This is a genomic window from Sphaerisporangium melleum, from assembly GCF_014646695.1.
Lineage (GTDB): Bacteria > Actinomycetota > Actinomycetes > Streptosporangiales > Streptosporangiaceae > Sphaerisporangium > Sphaerisporangium melleum.
In genome coordinates, this window is the sequence record NZ_BMNT01000014.1 from 173,535 (window position 1) to 191,233 (window position 17,699).

Consider the following 17,699-nt stretch of genomic DNA (forward strand, 5'->3'; position numbering starts at 1 on the left):
TCTTGCCCACCGTGCTCCCTGGCATGCCTCATAGATCGCCACCGGCTCCTTCCCGTCACGCCGCCGTGCCCGAAGCCGTCCCTCGATGCTCATCTCGCGGTGACCGCCTGTCGCGGCCTTCCGCGGCTTGGTCCTGGTGCGTTCGAACGAATGGCGCTGATGGAGCCCTCAGCAACCGGTGGGGCGGCCTGAGCACCTCAGGCCGCCCCACCGGCCTTTTTAGTTCCGGTACGGCTTCCGCCAGTTGGCCGGGCACTCACCGCGGCCGGTCAGGTGCGGACTGGGCCAGTTCGAACCAGACCAGAGTGCCGGACGGCCGTCGTTCGAAGCCCCAGCGCGCCGAGAGGTCATCGACGATCGCGAGTCCCCGCCCGTCGGTCTCGTCGTCGCCCGGCCTGCGTACGTGCGGGATCTTGGATGAGCCGCCGTCCTCGACCGCGACCAGCACACCGGTGGCGGGGAAGGCCACCGACACCAGGAAGTCACGCTCGATGGCGTGCCGTACCACGTTGGCCGCGAGCTCGCTGGTCAGCAGCATGGCATCGTCCCGGCAGGGATGCTCCTCGCCGAGCAGCCCGGCGACGAAGGCCCGCGCGGGCCTCACCTGCGCGGCCGAGGGCGCGAACCGGTGCGAGATCACCGGAAGCCCCGTGAACGCCGCCGGGTCGCTGAAGGGCCGTGCTCGGGCATTCGCCGTGTCCCGGCGCCCGGAGCGCGAGGTGAGGCGGAGGAACGCGGTGACGCCACCCAGAGCGGAGGCCAGAGCGCGAGGACGCATTGCGATCATCGGGATGCTTCCCTTTCGGTCATGAGAACGTTCCAGGACGTGCGGACATGTTCAGCGCTGTGCGGCCTCGTCCAGGGATGATGGGCCTGGGTGATCAGGTGCCTCATCGGAGCCGTCGGGTCGTCGACCGGAGGCGAACAGGTGGGCCATCTCGATCTGGTTCATCCGGAGCACGAGTTCCTCGGCGCTTCCCGCCTCGATCAGACCGACCAGGCCATGGCCCCAGCGTGGCGCGAGCGCCCACCACCGCCCGGTCGCACTGCCGTACCAGACGCTCCACCCGCCGAACCGACGATTGAGTACCCGCACGGTCCTCACCGGGTCGTTCGCTGGATCTTCATGACTACGAACCGCTGGTCCGGCGCCCATGGCATTCACCTCCTGGCAGCACTCGGGTCCTTGATCACTTTCTGGAGGATCGACACGTTCATGTTGACTCTCTGTGTACGATCCGTAGCTGAAAGATGTCATGTCCCACACAACTTTGGAGGCTGGATCGCATAGAAAGACAAATTTGTATCTGCACAAAAAGGGCATATGTCTGCAATGTGGCAAGGGGGTAAGGCTTTGAACGCCAAGCGAGCGATGACACTGAGGGCCCAGTGGCTCGGCCGACACCTGCGCGAGCTGCGTGAGATAAGTGGTCTCACCCTCAAGGAGGTCGGCGGCTTCATCCAGCGTGACGTCGGGACGGTGAGCCGAATCGAGGCCGGGATCTATCCCGCGAGAACCCCGGACGTGCTCGCGATGTTGGACCTGTACGGGGTCACGGAAGCCCGCCGTCGCGATGGATTGCTGAAGCTCGCAGGGGAGGTGTGGCAGAGCGGGTGGTGGGACGGCTATACGGAGGACCTGTCCAAAGTCATGGTCGACTACGCGTGGGTGGAGTCGCGCGCCCGTCGTATCAGTTCCTTCGATGCGCTGGTGATCCCGGGCCTGCTGCAGACTCGCGCGTACATGGAAGCGGTGCAGACGGCCATCGTCGACTCATCTCCGAACCAGATCACCTCTGGAATCCGTTTCCGACTCACGCGTCAGCAGATTCTGACGGCTCCTGAGCCGCCGTTCATCGAGGCGATCTTGGACGAGAGCCTCCTGCGCCGATCCCCAGGAGGTCACACCGTGCTCCAGGCGCAGCTGGAGCATCTGCTGGTGCTGGCCGAACAGTCCCACATAGAGATCCGTGTGCTGCCCTTCTCCTCTGGTGCGCACGCAAGTCCGGAAGGGGCCTTCAGGATCTTCGAAATGCCTGAGCCGTACCCTGAGGTCGCCTACATGGACACGCCCGCGGGAGGCATCTACGTGGAGTCAGCTGAAGTCGGGCGATTCATGCTTAAACTTGAACATATCCGGGAGGCCACTTTGGAACCGCTGGAGGCGCGCAAGTTCATTCGCGAGATCGCTGACAACCTGCCATAGGTCTGGACGAGGAAAAGTGATGAGCTCTCCACAGAAGCCCTTAGCAGCGTGGCACGTAAGTAGTTTCAGCCCTGATGGAGGACCGAACTGCGTCGAGGCGGGTCCCTTGCTCGACGGCAGTGGGCGGATCGCCGTACGGCACAGCCGTCACCCCGACGGTCCGATGATCGTCTACACCAGGACCGAGTGGGATGCCTTCCTGGCCGGCGTTCGCGCAGACGAGTTCGATTTCCAGTGAGTTCGGTGGGTGGTGTGGTGGGGAGTCGTTCGACCGATCCTCAGCGTGAGCAAGCTGCGGCGTGGCATATAAGCAGCTTCAGTCCCAACGGCGGCTCCAACTGCGTCGAGGCGGGTCCACTGCTTGACGGGAGTGGGCGGATCGCGGTGCGGCATAGCCGCCACCCCGACGGCCCGGTGATCGTCTACACCCGGGCCGAGTGGGACGCCTTCCTCGCCGGCGTCCGCGCCGAGGAGTTCGACTTCCAGTAGAACCGGATCCCGGCTGGGCTCTTCGATCTCTGTGGCGTCGCCCTGGCCTGTGTGTGGCGGTTCGTTCCCGCACCTGATCGTTGAGCGGAACATCCCATTCGCCATGCGCGAGAACCGCCGGGCCACGTCGCCGCGCCGGAACGTAAGGGCACTGCGACGTGAGGGCGAGGAGCAGCCGAACGGTGGAGGCCGAGCCGCGTGTTCAGGCGATCGGCTCTACCCGGCACATCCGGAGCGGAGGGCTTGGGTTTCGGGGCGTGCCGAAAGCGGGTTACGCGGGTTGCGGAACGGTGCTGTTCGCCGTTCGTGATCGAGTGGAAACGCAACGGGTTGCCCGCTCGCCGGTGATGGGCTGTACAAACGAGGGGAGCCCTTTACCGAAGAACCGGGGAATCCTTGACCGGACTGCGACTGGAACTCGACGACCTGCTGTGGGAGCACGGCGGTGGCCGGCGGGCGCTGAGCCCGCGCCGGCTCGCCGCCGCGCCGGGGCGGGTGGCCGTCGTGCTGGCGCCGGACTCCGGGGAGGCGGACGCCTTCACCGATCTGCTGGTGGGGGAGTCATGGCCGCGCAAGGGCACCATCCGCATCTCCGGGCAGGAGATCACCTCGCTGGGCGGGGAGGACCGCGGCATCGCCCTGGTGCCCGCAGGCGGCGGGCTGTTCCCGCATCTGACCGTCGAGCAGAACATCGCGTTCGGCATGCGCGAGGATCGCCGCGGCGCCTACCGCCGGGGCTATGTCGCCTACGTGGCCGGCCGGCTGAACCTCCAGGGCATGCTCGCCATCGGCGCGCACGAGCTGTCGCCGGACGAGCGGCTGCGTGTGGCACTGGCCCGGGCCATGTGCCGGTGGCAGGCGGCCAGGGCGGTGGTCGTGGAGGACCGTACCGGCCACCCGCCCTGCCACGCCGCGGTCAGCGAGACGCTGAACGCCTATCCCGACCTGCCGGTCGTGGTGGTGAGCGACGACGGAGACCGGGTCGCGGCGCTGCGCGGCCCCGCGCTTTCCTGGGAGGTCGTGGCCGCCGATGGACCGTAGGGGTGCGCTCACTCTGCTGGCCGGTGCCGCCGCGACGGTGGCCGTCGGATGCGGCGGCGCGCCGCCGGTGCGCATCGCGGTGGTGTGGAGCGGGTGGGAGCTGAGCCGCTTCCGGGAGGTCCTGGGCCTGCCCGGCGCCGTGGTCTTCTCGGCGGGGGACAACATCGACGCCCTGCTCGGCGGCCCGGTCGTCCCGGCGGCCATCCCGGACATGGCGATCGTGCCGCGGGGCGCGCTGGTCACCGACACGGCGGCCGTCTCCCAGTTGCGCCCGGTGCCCGCGTCCGGCCCGGACGCCTGGCAGGAGCTCCTGCCGGCCGGGCCCGACGGCGCCAAGCGCGGCGCCTGGTTCAAGGTCGCCCACAAGTCGCTGGTCTGGTACCGCCCCGAAGCCCTGCCGACGTCGGCCCGGCCCGCCCACTGGGAAGACTGGGTGGGCTGGTGCAAGGCCCGGGCCCGGGCCGGACGGCCGCCGCTGGCCATCGGCGCCGCCGACGGCTGGATGCTCACCGACTGGTTCGAGAACGTGCTGGCCGGCCTCGACCGGGGCGTCTACCAGAGCCTGCGCGACCGGACCAACCTGGTGGCCTGGTCGCACGTCAAGGTCCGGGACGCGCTCACCCGCCTCGCGAACCTGTGGTCGATCAGAGGCCTCATGCCCGGAGGCGGGCGGCGGGCGCTGGTCACGCAGTTCCCCGACGCGGTCCTGGACGTCTTCGTCCACGGCCGCGCGGACATGGTCGCCGCGCCCGACTTCGCCTGGCCGGTCATCGCCGGCCACGCCCCCGCACGGGCGGCCGGCTGCGGGTCCGATCAGCGGACGGCGTGCCGGGTCGAGCGGTTCCGGTTCCCCGGCCCGCGGCACCAGCCCGCCCCGCCGGTCATCGCGGGTGGCGACGTCGCGGTGGCGCTGACCCCCGCGGGCGTGCGCGCCGTGCGCAGGCTCGTCGGGGACGGTGAGAGCGCCCCGCCGTCGCCGGACGACACCGTCACCCGCCTGGAACGCTGGGCGGCCAAGGGCGGCTTCCTGTCGCTGGACCCGCGCGTGCGCTACCCGCGGGTCCTTTCCGGCGTGGCCGCCGACCTGTACGAGGACTTCGAATTCGACCTGTCCGACCGGCTGACCGGCCCGCTCGCGGGTGGTGACGGGCGGGGGCTGTGGCGGGTGCTCACCGACCTGTTCACCGCCGTCACCGTCGACTGGGACGACGGCGACGCCGCCGCGGGCGACGGTGCCCCCGAGGAGGTCGTCACCGCGGCCGTGAACGGTGCGATGGACGCCCTGGCGGCGCTGGCCGGAGGGAGTGCGGGCCCATGACCGGCGGCGACGCGTTCTTGTTCGACCTCACCCCGCACCACGACGTGCGGGCACCCGCCCGATGGCAGGGGACGGGCCGGCACGGCGGCTGGGTGTACCTGCTGCCCGCGGCGGCGCTGGTGTCGGCCGTCCTGCTGGCGCCGCTGGCGGTGACCGCGGTGACCAGCCTGACCGGCGGCCCGTCCGCCTACCTCTCCGTGCTGACCGACCAGGACGTCCGGTTCGCCCTGCTGCACAGCCTCGGATGGCTGCTGCTGGCCCTCGGCGTCTGCGGGCTCGGGCTCGGCCTGGCCCGCCTCGCCCAGGACGCCGGCCCGCGCACGCGGGCGCTGCTGCTCGCCGCGCTGGCCCTGCCGGCCGTCACCTCCCCGCTCACCGCCGGGACGGCGTTCCGGCTGATCTTCGACGCCGATCCCGCCCGCGGCACGGTGTCGGCGCTGCTACCCGGCGGCGCGCCGTTCCTCGGCCCGGGATGGATCTGGCTGGTGCTCGGCCTGGCCTTCGTCTGGCAGTGGACCGGCCTGGCCTGCCTCGCCTTCCAGGTGGGCCTGGCCAACCTGCCCACCGGGCTGCTGCGGGTGGCGCGCGTCTTCGGCGCCGGGCGGCTGCGCCGGTTCCGCGCGGTCGTGGCCCCAGCCCTGTTCCCGACGGCGGGCCTGGTGATGCTCGTCGTGCTCACCGCCGCCGTCCGCGTCTTCGAGCTGGTGCTGGTCGGCGCGCCCGGCTCGGTCCAGGCCCGGGTCGACGTGGTCGGCCTGTTCTGGTGGCGCCACCGCGGCGATCTCGGGGACGGCCCCGCCGCGGCGCTCGGGGTCCTGCTGACCGTCATGGCGATGGCCGTCGCCGCGGTGACGGCCCTGCTGTGGCGGGTGCGCCGCAACTGGACCGACGCCGGCCCTCCAGCCCGGCTCGCCGCTCCACCGACTAGGCGGCGCGGCCCGGCGGCCCTGACCGGCGCCGCCGCCGTCGCCATCGCCCTGATCTGGGCCTTACCGTTCGCCGTGCTGCTGCTGACCTCCTTACGCTCCCCGGAGGCCGTGGCGACCTCCGGGTGGTGGACCGGCGGGTACGGCCTGGGGTCGTTCAGGGAGGCGTTCGAAGGCGGCGTCTTCGCGGGCGCGCTCGGCGCCACGGCCGAGCGCGCCGTGCTGGTGGCGGCGCTGGTCGTCCTGTTCGCCGTCCCCGCCGCCTACGCCCTGACCCCCGGGCGGCTCCCCGCCCGGGCGCAGCGGATCGCCGCCGCCGTGGCCGTCCTGCTCGCGGTCCTGCCTCCCCAGGTGGCGGCCATGCCGCTCGCCGAGATGCTCGGCGCCCTCGTCGGCGTCACCGTCGTGCTGGCCGTGATCCAGGCCGCGCTGGTGCTCCCCTTGGGCGTGCTGCTGCTGCGCGGCGCCTTCATCGCCGTGCCCCGCCCGGTGGTGCTGCGTCCGCTCGCGGAGGGCCGCTCCGCGATCGCCCGCATGACCGTCGAGAGCGGTCCGGCGGTGCTCGCGGTGGCCGTGCTGGCCTTCGTGCTGGCCTGGAACGACCTGGTGGCCGGCCTGCTGCTGAACTGGCCGGCGGCCGACCAGGCGCCGCTCGTCGTCCTGCAGCAGACCCGCCACTTCTCCACCTCCGCCGGGGCGTTCGCCGCCCAGGAGGTCGTGCTCACCGTGGTGCCCGTAGTGCTCGCGCTGGCCACCGGCAGGGTGCTGGCCCGCGGTCTGACCCGGGGAGTGCGCCGGTGACCCCGCCCGCCGGTGGGCCGCGCCCGCGTCCGCGTCACCGCAAGCGGGACCGGCTGTCGGCCCTGGTGCCGAGGAGCCTCAGCGAGACGGTGACGGCCGTCATCGTCCTGGGTTCCGCCTGCGGTGGCGCGATCTTGAAGGAGATGGCGGCCAACGCCGTCCTGTCACGGGTGCCCACCTGGCTGCTCTTCGTGACCGCGCCGCTCCTGGTGGCCGGAGGGTGGGCGTGGCAGCGTCACCGCCGGGAGCGGCCCCCGCGATCTCCGGCCGTCCCCCGGCACCTGCCGCCGCGGGCCGAGCCGTTCGTCGGCCGGGACGCCGAGGTGGCCGCGGTCGCCGCCCGGGCCCGCGAGCGCGGCCTGGTCGCGGTGCGGGGCCCGGCGGGAGTCGGCACCTCCGCCGTCGCCGTCGCCGCCGGCTGGGAACTCGCCCCGGACATCGCCGGGCAGCACTACGCCGACCTGCGCGGGCAGGACCGTGACGCGCCGGAGGACGCCCGCAGCGTCGTGGAGCGGGTGCTGCGCACGCTCGGCCGCCCGATCGCCGCCGCGGGAGACTCCGAGGTGGCGGCCCAGGAGGTGCTCGCCGCGCTGGAGGGCACCGGAACGGTGCTGCTGCTCGACAACGTCGAGCGGTGGGAGCAGGTGTCCTGGCTGCCCCGCCACGTGCCCGGCGCGTTCGTGATGGTCGCCGGCGACCTGGACACCGGCCCGGACGAGACCCTGCCGGGGGAGGTGTCCGTCGTCCAGATCGGGCCGCTCACCCCCGCGGCCGGCGAACGGCTGCTGCGCGCCCACGTCACCGCGGGCCTCCTGGAGACCGACCCGGCCGCGACCGCCCGGCTGGCGGAGCTGTTCCTGCGCCGGCCCGCGATCATCACCGGCATCGCCCGATGGCTGGCCGGCAACCCGCGCGTGCCCATCGCCGCGCTGCTCAAAAGCCTGGAGGAGGGGCCGCGCGACCAGGGGCTGCAGACGCTGCTCGCGGGGCAACTGCGCCGGGTGCGCCCCCAGCCCCGCCGTCTGCTGGCGCTGCTCGCCCGCACGCCGCTCGCCGAACTCGGCCGCGACGGCGCCGCAGCCCTGCTCGGCGCCCATGAACGCGACGTCGAGCGGTGCATGGAGGAGCTCAGCCGGCACGGGCTGGTGGAGCGGGTCCGCGAGGCGCGGGTCCGCGTGGTCGAGGCCGCCCGCGCGATCGTGCCGCCCCCGGGGGACTGGGAGGCCGCCTGGCGGCGGCTGGCGCACCGGTTCGCCGAACTGGCCGACTACCACGCCGAGCGGTTGCCCGGGGAGGACGCCCGGGCCTGGTTCGGCCTGGAGGACAAGGCGCTGCTGCAGATCCTGCGCGCCCGATGGCCCGGTTCGGGCGCTTCTGCGGGCCCGCTGTGGCGCATCGCCGACGCCCTGGAGGTCTGGTTCCTGCTGGAACAGCGCCACAAGGAGCGGCGCGAGGCGGCCACCGCGCTGGCCGCCGCCGCGCGGGCGGTCGGCGACACCGGGGCGCAGGCGACCGCCGAGCTGCGGCTGTGCCTGGTCGCGCTCGCGCTCGGCGAGCCGCGGCTGGCCCAGGAGCACCTGGACGGCGCGACCCGGCTGCAGGGCGCGGGCGGCATCGAGAGCTGGCCCGCGCAGATCCACCTGGCCCGCGCCGCCACGCTGCTGACCGCCGGGGACGAGTTCGCCGCCGTCGAGGCGTCCCTGGTCCGGTACGGGCAGGCGCTGGCGGGCGGCGACGCCACCGGCCAGGCCATCCGGTGGATCGACATGGCCGTGCTGCGCATGCGGCGGGGGCAGGTGTGCGCCGCCGAGCACCGCGGCCCCGAGGCCGACCGCCTCTACGTGGACGCCCAGGGCATGCTGGTGCGGGCGCTCGCCGTCGCCCGCGAGGCCGCGGACCTCTCCGCCGAGGCGCACGCCCGTGAGCTGCTGGCTGTCGTCCACTGGTACCTGGGCAGGGCTCGTGAGGCCGGGGAGGGCTGGGAGGAGGCCGTCCGGCTGCACCGGGCGGCCGGTGACGGCGTCGGCGAGGCCCGCTGTCAGGTGCAGCAGGCGGCGGCGCTCACCGCCGAGCGCCGCGGAGAGGCCGCGCGGCTGCTGCGTTCGGCGCTGGCCAAGCTTCCCCCGACCGGGGTGAGCACCGCGCTGGCCCGGCTGCGCCTGGCGGAGGCCGAGCCGCGCAACGCCCGCGCCCACCGCGACAAGGGCCTGGCCGCGCTCGCCCCCTGGGACGGCATCGCCGAGCCCCTCCAGATCGCCGAGATCCGCCGCCGCCTGATGAAACCCGCCCCGGCGGAGGAGAGCTGACCGCCCATGCCCGCGGGCGACGGGCGCCACGGCCGCCTCGCGTCAGCCGGTCTGGGCGAGCAGAGACTCGCGGGCGCGCGCCGCGCGGACGGCGGCCTTCAGCGTGACGATGTCGTACGCGCCGTGGTGGCGCCGGCCGTTGACGAAGAACGTCGGGGTGCCGGACACCCCGCTCAGGTCGGCGGAGTCGACGTCCTCGGCGATGCGCGCGGCGCCGGCGTGCTCCTCCAGGTCACGGCGGAACCGCTCCACGTCCAGCCCGATCTGCTCGGCGTAGTCCAGCAGGTGCGGCGGCAGCAGTTCGCCCTGGTGCTCCAGCAGCACGTCGTGCATCTCCCAGAAGGCGTCCTGCACCGCGGCGGCCTCACTGGCCTCGGCGGCGAGCTGTGCCGAGGGGTGCACGTCGTGCAGCGGCAGGTGGCGCCAGACGTACCGGACGTCGCCTTCCCCGGCGAGCAGCTCGCGCACGACGGGCTCGGCCAGCCCGCAGAACGGGCACTCGAAGTCGCCGTACTCGACGACGGTCACCGGCGCGCCCATCGGGCCGCGTACATGGTCGCGCTCGGGGTCGACGGGGGAGGCGAGGTCGATGATGCTCTCCGCGGTGCCGAGCAGCGCCCGCGCCCGGGTCCCGGACGGCAGCCGGACCGTCACTCGGGAGATGATCCAGGTCACCACCGACGCGCCCAGGGCGGCGGTCAGGATGCCGAACTTGGCCTCCTCCAGCCGGGGGCCCTCGAAGGCGAGGGTGGCGATCAGCAGCGACACGGTGAAGCCGATGCCGGCGATCGTCCCGCCGCCGGTCACCGCCGCCCAGCCGACCGGCGGGCGCACCCGTCCCCGGCTCAGCCGGGTGACCAGCCACGTCGCGCCGACGATGCCGACCGGCTTGCCGAGCACGTAGGCGGCGACGATGCCGAGGGTGACCGGCGAGGTCAGCGCCCGGGCCACGAACTCCCCGTCGATCACGATGCCCGCGTTGGCCAGCGCGAACAGCGGGACGATCAGGTAGCTCGTCCACGGGTGGTAGAGCTGCTGCAGCCGGTGGTTGGGCGAGATGGCCTTGGCCACCCCCACGCTGGCCGACCGGGCCAGCGCGGCGGTCGGCTGCTCGCGGAACAGCCGGAACAGGTCGCTCGCCCGCTCCAGGTCGTCGCGGGTGGCCGGCGAGGCGTAGGTCAGCAGGCCCATGGCCAGGCCGATGACCACCGGCTCGACCCCGGACGCCAGCAGAGCCGCCCAGGCCGCCACGCCGAAGGCCGCGACCAGCATGCCGTTGCGCACTCCGAAGACGTACTTCACCACCAGCATGGCCGCGAAGATCGCGATCGCGGTCAGCAGCGGCGCCACCCGCACCTGCTCGCTGTAGAAGACCGCGATGACCAGCAGCGCCACCAGGTCGTCGACGACGGTGACGGTCAGCAGGTAGGTGCGGGCGCGGGCCGGGAAGCGGGAGGCCACCAGGGCGAGCATGCCCATGGCGAACGCCGTGTCCGTCGACATCGCCGCACCCCAGCCGTGCGCCGCCGGCCCGCCCCCGTTGACCAGCAGGTACACCGCGATCGGCACGAGCATGCCGCCCACGCCCGCCACGACGGGCAGCACCAGCCGCCGCCGGTCGCGCAGCTCGCCCATGTCGAACTCGCGCCGCGCCTCAAGACCCACGACGAAGAAGAACAGCGTCATCAGCCCGGTGTTCACCCAGTGCCGCAGATCCTGGGAGACGCCGGTGCCGCCGAGCCGGACGGACAGCTCCGTCCCCCACAGCGCCTGGTAGGACGGCAGGTGCGCGTTCGCCCATACGAGGGCGGCCAGCGTCGCGGCCAGCAGGAACGCGGCGCTGCCGGTCTCCGTGCGCAGGAACTGGCGCAGCGGGGTCTCGAACCGCCGCGCCCATGTGGTCTCGCCGAGGAACGGCGCCTGTCTGGGTACGGTCACGTCAAATGCGACACCCAGCGCTCCCGAGACATTCCCGCGAGCGATGACAACCTGATGACGAAAACGACAAAACTCCTCTTCCGTCGCCTCCTGCCGGCTGGGCTCGCGAGGGCGATACCCCGTCATCGCAGGACGAGAACAGAGCCCTCGCCGGTCCAGCCCGTGCCCCCGGTCAGAGCCGTCGCCCCGTCCCGTCGCCGCAGGGTGAGACAGGCTTCCCTCCCGGTCAGTGCCGTCGCCCTCCCGCACTGCCCGGCCGGGTACAGGGCCGCCCTGCGCCACTCCGCCCGGCCAGGCTGAAGCGCCGCGCTGCTCCGCTCGGCACGGCCGGGCTGCCGGGGCCGGCGCCGCCTTCTCCCGGGCTCCGGGCCGGTGTAGGGTCGCCTTCGTGCTCCCGCCCGCCGAGCCCGAGCCGTCCTCGCCGCCCGCCGAGCTCGCATCCGCCGAGTCCGCGCAGGTGCGGCCCCTGCCCGCCTCGTCCGAGCCGGTCGCCTCAGCTCCGGTCGCTCCTGTGCCAGAGCCGCCGGGGCCGATCGCCTCGGTGCCGGCCGGGCTCGACCCCGCCGTGCTGGAGCTGTACAAGACGGCCGTCGAGATGGCCGACCGGGTCTCGGCCCGCCGCGGCACGGCCAACGCCTTCTTCCTGACCGCGCAGACCACCTTCGTCGCCGTCGTCGGGCTCACCGTCCCGGACCTGGCCAGGTCCCCCTGGGTGGTCTCGGTGGCCGTGGCGGTCGCCGGAATACTGCTCTCTGCCGCCTGGTGGCTGCAACTGCGCAGCTACCGCCTGCTCAACGGAGCGAAGTTCCAGGTGATCAACGAGATCGAGCGGCGGCTGCCGGTCCGGCCGTACACCGACGAGTGGGCTCTGCTCGCGCCCCGCCCCACCGCCGGACGGCGCGGCAGGTACGCCGAGCTGGGCACCGCCGAGCGGCTGCTGCCCTGGATGTTCGCCCTGCTTCACGCGCTGCTGCTCACCGGAACGTTGCCGCGCTGATCGCCGGCCCCGCCCTCCCGTCGCCGGCGCGGGCCGCCCGTCCGCGCGTGGCGGCGCGAACAGGTTGGCGTCGGGCCACCAATGGGGAACACTGCCATCACGGCGTTCTTTCGAGGAGACTCGAGGGGAGAATGGTCACCGCATGAAACTGCAGCCGCGCCAGCAGCTCCTCGACGTGTGGGAGGCCGCCGCGCGGGTCTCCTTCCGTGACGGGCAGTGGGTGTGGGGCGGGCGCGACGGGTCCAACTCACTCTCGGACGCCGAGCAACTGCTGTGCTTCACCTTCCCGTCCACCGAGCTGTCGGCGTTACGCGTCGACACTCCGGACGAGACCGCCGACGACGTGCTGGACGCCCTGCGGACACTGGGGGACAGCGTCGAGATCCCCCGCCTGCTGCTGCGGGTGTTCCGGGAGTACCTCGAGACCTATACCGGCATCGACGGAGCCCCGATCTTCGCCGGGGGCGGCTACTTCCGGCCTGCAGCCGGTGCTTGCCCAGCCGCACCGCCTCGCGGTACTCCAGTTCGGTGACCGACCGGTCGTGGCCCGGCGGCGGCGGGCCGTACCGCCAGGCGAGGATGCCGATGTAGACGTCGCACTCGGCGACGTCGCGCAGGCACCGGTCCACCGCGGGCTCGGAGTCGGTGACGTAGTGCTCCATCGCGACGTCCTCGATGCCGAGTCTGCGCAGTGCCCCGAGCACCTGCCCGCGGCACTCGCGTAGGTCGGGGTACGTCGATGACACGTAGACCCGCGTCATGCCGCACCCGCGGATCCGCCCGTCATACCGGCATCTAACCCCGATTACCCCGCACCCGTCACCGTCTCGCCACACTCGGCCACCGGGTGCGGGCCGGTGGGACGCGCTCAGCCGGCGGCGTCGCGGGCGTCGCGGCGCCACTCGTCCAGGCCCGCCTCGGACAGGACGGCGTCGAAGGCGAGCTCGGCCGCGCCGCGCATGCTGCCGTCATCGGGGAACCGGGCGGGCACCAGCGGGGGAGGGGTGCGGCGGCGGAAGCCCATCAGACCCGCCAGGTAGGCGGCGCGCACGGCCGGCCCGGCGAGGTCCGCGATCACCACCGCCAGCCCGGAGAGCGTCACCACCTGCGGATCCAGCGCGTTGACCAGGCCGGCGACGCCGCGCCCGAGGTTGCCGGCCACCCGGTCGAGGGCCGCGCGGGCGGCGGCGTCCCCGGTACGGGCCCTGTGCAGGACGGCGCCGGCCGCGGTGCGCGGCGCGGCGGGGGGCGGCTCCTCCAGGTAGCGGGCGAGGGCCCGCCCGTCGACCTCCAGATCCCAGCAGCCGTGCGCCCCGCAGGGGCAGGGCAGGGCCGGGTCGCCGAACGGCATGTGCCCGAACTCTCCGCCGGCCCCGGTGGCGCCGGTCGCGGCGCGCCCGCGCTCCAGCAGCACCCCTCCGATGCCGACCTCGACGGTCAGGAAGAGGGCCACGCCGGCGTCGGCCGCGCTGCCCCGGCGCGCCTCGGCGACGCCGGCCATCGTGGCGTCGTTGCCGGTGATGACCGGCATGGAGAACGGGATGCCGAGTCCTCGGGCGATGTCGACGTCCCGCCAGCCCAGCGTGGCCGCGGCCACCAGCCGCCCGTCGCTGACCGTGCCCGGCAGGGCGATCCCGACGGCCCGCAGCCGGGTCCCGTAGGCGGCCTGGACCTCGCGCAGGGCCGCGCCCATCCGGGCCAGGACGTCCTCGGGCGCGCCCGGCCGATCGTGGCGCTCACGGCGCACCGGGCACAGCTCGCCGCCCAGATGGGCGATCGCCACCCCCCAGGACTCATGGGAGAGCTCGGCGACCGCGACGACCGGCCCGCGGTCGTGGCGGTGCACCACCCGGGTGGGCCGGCCGCGCGCCCCGGTGGGCTCGGCGCCGCTCTCGGCGACCAGGCGCAGCGCGTGCAACCGCGCGATGATCTCGGCGGCCGAGCCGCGGCTGAGGCCGAGGTCGCGGGCGAGCCGGGCCCGGGTGGTCGCCGGGTGCGCGTGGACGTGCCGCAGCACCGCGAGCATCCCCTGCACCTGGATGGCACGTGCCCGTCCGACCTCTCCGACCTCCATAGGGGGCATTGTGCCGGATCTCCGCGCCGATTATGCTCGTTACGCGAACAAAATCGGAGGGAAGCCGTGATAACCGTTCTCGGCCTGGTCGCGGGGGTCCTGACCACCGCGTCGTGGCTGCCGCAACTGCGCCGCTCCTGGCGCACCCGCTCCACCGGCGATCTCTCCTGGACCTACCTGGTGATGCTCAGCGTCGGCGTCGGCCTGTGGCTCACCTACGGCGTCGCGGTGGCCGACGTCGCCGTGCTCGCCGCCAACGCCCTGACGCTCGCGGCGCTGACGACGCTCATGGTGCTCAAGGTCGTGCACCACCACGCGCCGGGCGAGGCGCGATGACCCGCCTCGGCGCCCGGCAGGACGATCGCGTGGCCGCGCTGCGCGATGTCCGCGCCGTACTGCTCGACATGGACGGCACGCTGGTCGACTCCGACGCCGCGGTTGATCGGGCCTGGGGCGCCTGGGCGGCGATGCACGGCATCCCCGCCGAGGCGCTCACGGACGACCTGCGCGGCCACCCGGGCCCGTACGGCGTCCGCCGCCTGCTGCCGCACCTGACCGAGCCGGAGCAGGCGCGCGCGGCCCAGGCACTGCTCGACCTGGAATGCGCCGACCTCGACGGTGTGGCGCCTGCCGCGGGCGCCGCTGACCTCTTCGGCGTGCTGGCCGGGCGCCGGCTGCCGTGGGCCGTCGTCACCGGCTCCGGCCGGCGGCTGGCGGTGTCGCGGCTCGCCGCCGCCGGCATCGACCCGCCGCTGCTGGTCACCCATGACGACGTCGCCCGCGGCAAGCCCGACCCGGAGGGCTATCTCAAGGCCGCCGCGGCGCTCGGGGTGCCGCCCGACGGCTGCCTGGTGGTCGAGGACTCCCCGCCCGGCTTCGCGGCGGGGGTGGCCGCCGGCATGCGCGTCGCCACGCTGCGGGGCCTGCCCGGCGAGCTTCCGATCAGCGATCTGGCCGACCTGGCCGCGCTGCTCCACGCCGCCGCCTGAGCCCGCCCCGGCTGACGAGCCGTGCTGTCAGCCGGGGCGGCGCAGGACGCGGCGCGCGGCCAGGCCGCCGAGCACCACCGACGCGAGCGTCAGGATCCCCGCCTCGGTCCACTGGAAGCGCCAGAACCTGGACGGCGGATGGTAGTAGACCGCGTACCGGTACCCCTTGCCGAACAGGCATTCCTCCCACGTCCTGGCGTTCTTCTCGCTCCGTCCCGCGTCCACCTGGCGCGGGCAGCCACTGCCCGACGGCTCGGCGACCTCCCTCCCGGACGGTTCCACCCAGGCGCCGCCCACCAGACGGGCGTCGGGATCGTCCAGCACCACGGTGCCGGACAACTCGGCACGCGCCGGCTCGGCATAGTGGTCGCTCAGCTGGAACATCGTGAACATCGTCACCGTCACCCCGGCCACGACCAGCGCCATCGCCGGTAGCGTACGCCGGAACAGGGCGCCGGCCGCGGTGCCCAGCGCGAACGCGTACAGCCACCACACCGCCGGGGCCACCCCGACCATGTTGAACACGCCGATGTTGCCGAACGTGGAGTCGACCCCGGCCCTGAACACCGGCCGCCACAGGCTCACCATGAGCGACAGCAGCAGCCCGCCGGCCACGACCGCTCCGCCGAGGACCGACAGTTCGACCAGCAGCCACCGCCGCACGGACACCGACTGGGTCCAGGCCAGGCGGTGGGTACCGCGCTCGTACTCGCGGCCGAGCAGCGGCGCGCCCCAGAACGCCCCGATCAACGCGGGCGCCACCAGGGGCATCCAGCCGAACACCGAGTACACGGCGTCGTAGCGCCGCTCGAGCGCCACCGCCAGGTCTCCGCACGTCACGCCAGGCCCCGGACAGCCGGGCGCGGCGTGCTCGGCGACGTACCGGCCCGCCTCCACGGCCGACCCCAGCAGCAGCGCCCCCAGCAGCGCCAGAAGCCCCGCCGTCACGACGATCTGCGCCCGGTGCCGGCGCCACGTCACCCAGATCACGCGCTCGCCTCCACCGGTCTCGGCAGCGCCGCCGACTCGGGGCTGCGCAGGTAGGCCATGACGAGCTCCTCCAGCCCGGGGCGCCGCGCCCGCCACCGCGGATCGAGCGGGGGTGCGCCCCTGACCAGCATGCCGACCTGCCTGCCGGTACGGCTCGCGCTCACCACCTGCGCCGTCGCCGCCGACGCCTCGCCGGGCCCGGTGAGCACGAGATGCCCGTCGAGCAACTCCTCGATGTCGCCACTGACCTGCGGCCGGCCCTCGTTCAGCACGACCAGCCAGTCGCAGGTCTCCTCCAGGTCGGAGACGACGTGCGAGGACAGCAGCACGGTCAGCTCTCCTCCTGCCACCTCCGCCATGATCGAACGCATCACGTCGTGGCGAGCGAGGGGATCGAGGTTGGCGAGCGGCTCGTCCAGCACGAGCAGGTCGGGCCGGCGGGCCAGCGCCAGCGTGACCGCCACCTGCGCCCGCTGCCCGCCCGACAGACCGCCCACCTTCCGCTTGAGCGGGATGCCGAGTTCCGCGAGCCGGTCGGCGGCCGCGGCGCCGTCCCAGCGCCGGTTCATCCGGCGGCCGAAGGTGAGCGTCTCGGCGACGGAGAAGTCGTCGTACAGGGGCTTGTCCTGGGCCACGAACGCCACCTCGCCGGCCACGCGGACACGTCCCCGCGCGGGCCGTAGCAGGCCGACGGTCGCGTGCATGAGCGTGGTCTTGCCCGCGCCGTTGGGCCCGACGAGCGCCGCCACGCGTCCCGTGGGCACCGACAGCGAGCAGTCGCGCAGCACCCATGTGCGGCGATAGCGGACCGCCAGCCCGGTCACCTCCAGCGCGGGAGTCATGCCACGCCCTTCTTCGCGGCGTCGGCCAGGACCACGGTGAACAGCGCCCGCAGGTCCTCCTGGTCGAGTCCGGCCGCGAACGCGTCGCGTACCCACGTCTCCAGACCGCGCCGCAGCCGCGTGTGCTCGGCGAGTGTCGCACCCGCGATGCCGTGCCGGACGAACGTGCCCATCCCCGGCCGTCCCTCGACCAGCCCGTCGCGCTCCAGTTCCCGGTACGCCTTGAGCACGGTGTTGGGGTTGATGGCCAGGCTCTCGACCACCTCGCGCGCGGTCGGCAACTGGTCACCGGGCCGTAGCGTGCCGAGCCGGAGCGCCTGTTTGACCTGGTGTACGAGCTGCAGGTACGTCGAGACGCCAGAGCGGCGGTCCAGGTCGAACTCGATCAACAGAACCCTCCTTTCACTATTCGACTAGTGAAAGGGTGTTGGGTCCGGCCGTCCGCTGTCAACCCGTGGCCGCACGCGAGCCGGGGGACAGGCTCGGCGGTCTCGCGCAGGATGCCGTGCGGCGGTCCTCCGCGACATGGGGGCCGCACGCGGGCGGTCTGATGAGAACGGTCCCGCTTCCATCTGCCAGCAGGTCGCTGACCTGCGGTGATGCGGGCCGGCGGCGGTCCGTGCCGGTTGTCCGCCCGCCGTGGCAGGAAGCGGTCACGGGTGTGCAGCTTGCTGCCGTCGTTTTCTCTGTTCCGAGGGCTTGTCTTGCCGGAAAGTTGTGAGTGCAAGGACGAAACAAGAAGCCCTGAAGAAAAGGACCGAGAAAATGACCGGAACCGCTTT

Annotated in this window: 18 protein-coding genes and 1 pseudogene; 11 read left to right on the forward strand and 8 right to left on the reverse strand. The window is 73.3% G+C overall.

Annotation, left to right across the window (positions count from 1 at the left end; all coding sequences use genetic code 11):
* Nucleotides 1–256 precede the first annotated feature (256 nt).
* Complete coding sequence (locus tag IEY93_RS14610) at nucleotides 257–787, reverse strand: ATP-binding protein (RefSeq protein WP_189163584.1); 531 nt, start codon at nucleotides 785–787, stop codon at nucleotides 257–259.
* Between the two features lie 51 nt (nucleotides 788–838).
* Nucleotides 839–1,156, reverse strand: coding sequence for a hypothetical protein (locus IEY93_RS14615; RefSeq protein ID WP_189163585.1), 318 nt, complete (start codon nucleotides 1,154–1,156; stop codon nucleotides 839–841).
* A 198-nt stretch (nucleotides 1,157–1,354) separates the two neighbouring features.
* On the opposite strand from IEY93_RS14615, the gene IEY93_RS14620 reads away from it, so the two are divergent.
* The 7 genes from IEY93_RS14620 (at nucleotide 1,355) to IEY93_RS14650 (ending at nucleotide 9,087) form a co-directional block, all read left to right on the forward strand.
* Nucleotides 1,355–2,206, forward strand: a complete 852-nt coding sequence (locus IEY93_RS14620; protein ID WP_229691130.1) for a helix-turn-helix domain-containing protein — start codon at nucleotides 1,355–1,357, stop codon at nucleotides 2,204–2,206.
* A gap of 19 nt (nucleotides 2,207–2,225) precedes the next feature.
* Complete coding sequence (locus IEY93_RS14625) at nucleotides 2,226–2,444, forward strand: DUF397 domain-containing protein (protein WP_189163586.1); 219 nt, start codon at nucleotides 2,226–2,228, stop codon at nucleotides 2,442–2,444.
* 17 nt (nucleotides 2,445–2,461) lie between these two features.
* Nucleotides 2,462–2,695, forward strand: coding sequence for a DUF397 domain-containing protein (locus IEY93_RS14630; RefSeq protein ID WP_189163616.1), 234 nt, complete (start codon nucleotides 2,462–2,464; stop codon nucleotides 2,693–2,695).
* Nucleotides 2,696–3,091: 396 nt separating this feature from the next.
* Nucleotides 3,092–3,736, forward strand: coding sequence for an ATP-binding cassette domain-containing protein (locus IEY93_RS14635; protein WP_189163587.1), 645 nt, complete (start codon nucleotides 3,092–3,094; stop codon nucleotides 3,734–3,736).
* Nucleotides 3,726–5,054 (forward strand): hypothetical protein, encoded by a 1,329-nt coding sequence (locus IEY93_RS14640; protein ID WP_189163588.1) that lies wholly within the window; start codon nucleotides 3,726–3,728, stop codon nucleotides 5,052–5,054. Before IEY93_RS14635 ends, IEY93_RS14640 begins: the two co-directional genes overlap by 11 nt.
* Nucleotides 5,051–6,781, forward strand: coding sequence for a hypothetical protein (locus IEY93_RS14645; protein WP_189163589.1), 1,731 nt, complete (start codon nucleotides 5,051–5,053; stop codon nucleotides 6,779–6,781). Before IEY93_RS14640 ends, IEY93_RS14645 begins: the two co-directional genes overlap by 4 nt.
* Nucleotides 6,778–9,087 (forward strand): hypothetical protein, encoded by a 2,310-nt coding sequence (locus IEY93_RS14650; RefSeq protein WP_189163590.1) that lies wholly within the window; start codon nucleotides 6,778–6,780, stop codon nucleotides 9,085–9,087. The genes IEY93_RS14645 and IEY93_RS14650 overlap by 4 nt, the downstream gene beginning before the upstream one ends.
* Before the next feature lie 42 nt (nucleotides 9,088–9,129).
* On the opposite strand, the gene nhaA is transcribed toward IEY93_RS14650, so the two are convergent.
* Nucleotides 9,130–11,025, reverse strand: coding sequence for a Na+/H+ antiporter NhaA (nhaA, locus tag IEY93_RS14655; protein ID WP_203968376.1), 1,896 nt, complete (start codon nucleotides 11,023–11,025; stop codon nucleotides 9,130–9,132).
* Nucleotides 11,026–11,413: 388 nt separating this feature from the next.
* Here nhaA and IEY93_RS14660 point away from each other — a divergent pair, with 388 nt between their 5' ends.
* Together IEY93_RS14660 and IEY93_RS38130 are read left to right on the forward strand one after the other, a co-directional pair.
* Complete coding sequence (locus tag IEY93_RS14660; protein WP_203968377.1) at nucleotides 11,414–12,022, forward strand: RipA family octameric membrane protein; 609 nt, start codon at nucleotides 11,414–11,416, stop codon at nucleotides 12,020–12,022.
* A 142-nt stretch (nucleotides 12,023–12,164) separates the two neighbouring features.
* Complete coding sequence (locus tag IEY93_RS38130) at nucleotides 12,165–12,554, forward strand: hypothetical protein (protein WP_229691131.1); 390 nt, start codon at nucleotides 12,165–12,167, stop codon at nucleotides 12,552–12,554.
* Between the two features lie 10 nt (nucleotides 12,555–12,564).
* On the opposite strand, the pseudogene IEY93_RS39745 reads toward IEY93_RS38130, so the two are convergent.
* Nucleotides 12,565–12,783 (reverse strand): annotated as a pseudogene (locus tag IEY93_RS39745) (DUF4062 domain-containing protein); the annotation flags it as partial.
* Between the two features lie 107 nt (nucleotides 12,784–12,890).
* Nucleotides 12,891–14,096, reverse strand: a complete 1,206-nt coding sequence (locus IEY93_RS14670) for an ROK family transcriptional regulator (protein ID WP_189163593.1) — start codon at nucleotides 14,094–14,096, stop codon at nucleotides 12,891–12,893.
* A 66-nt stretch (nucleotides 14,097–14,162) separates the two neighbouring features.
* Here IEY93_RS14670 and IEY93_RS14675 point away from each other — a divergent pair, with 66 nt between their 5' ends.
* A complete protein-coding gene (locus tag IEY93_RS14675; RefSeq protein ID WP_189163594.1) occupies nucleotides 14,163–14,432 on the forward strand; it encodes a SemiSWEET family sugar transporter in 270 nt (89 codons plus the stop codon).
* Complete coding sequence (locus IEY93_RS14680; RefSeq protein ID WP_189163595.1) at nucleotides 14,429–15,085, forward strand: HAD-IA family hydrolase; 657 nt, start codon at nucleotides 14,429–14,431, stop codon at nucleotides 15,083–15,085. The genes IEY93_RS14675 and IEY93_RS14680 overlap by 4 nt, the downstream gene beginning before the upstream one ends.
* 27 nt (nucleotides 15,086–15,112) lie before the next feature.
* Here IEY93_RS14680 and IEY93_RS14685 read toward each other — a convergent pair whose 3' ends face one another.
* From IEY93_RS14685 to IEY93_RS14695, 3 genes are read right to left on the reverse strand one after another with little or no spacing between them, the layout of a single operon-like run.
* Nucleotides 15,113–16,075, reverse strand: a complete 963-nt coding sequence (locus IEY93_RS14685) for an ABC transporter permease (RefSeq protein ID WP_189163596.1) — start codon at nucleotides 16,073–16,075, stop codon at nucleotides 15,113–15,115.
* Nucleotides 16,072–16,917 (reverse strand): ABC transporter ATP-binding protein, encoded by an 846-nt coding sequence (locus IEY93_RS14690; protein WP_189163597.1) that lies wholly within the window; start codon nucleotides 16,915–16,917, stop codon nucleotides 16,072–16,074. Before IEY93_RS14690 ends, IEY93_RS14685 begins: the two co-directional genes overlap by 4 nt.
* Nucleotides 16,914–17,306 carry a GntR family transcriptional regulator gene (locus IEY93_RS14695; RefSeq protein ID WP_189163598.1) on the reverse strand — a complete coding sequence of 131 codons (393 nt, stop codon included), beginning with the start codon at nucleotides 17,304–17,306 and terminating at the stop codon, nucleotides 16,914–16,916. The genes IEY93_RS14690 and IEY93_RS14695 overlap by 4 nt, the downstream gene beginning before the upstream one ends.
* Nucleotides 17,307–17,699: the final 393 nt, after the last annotated feature.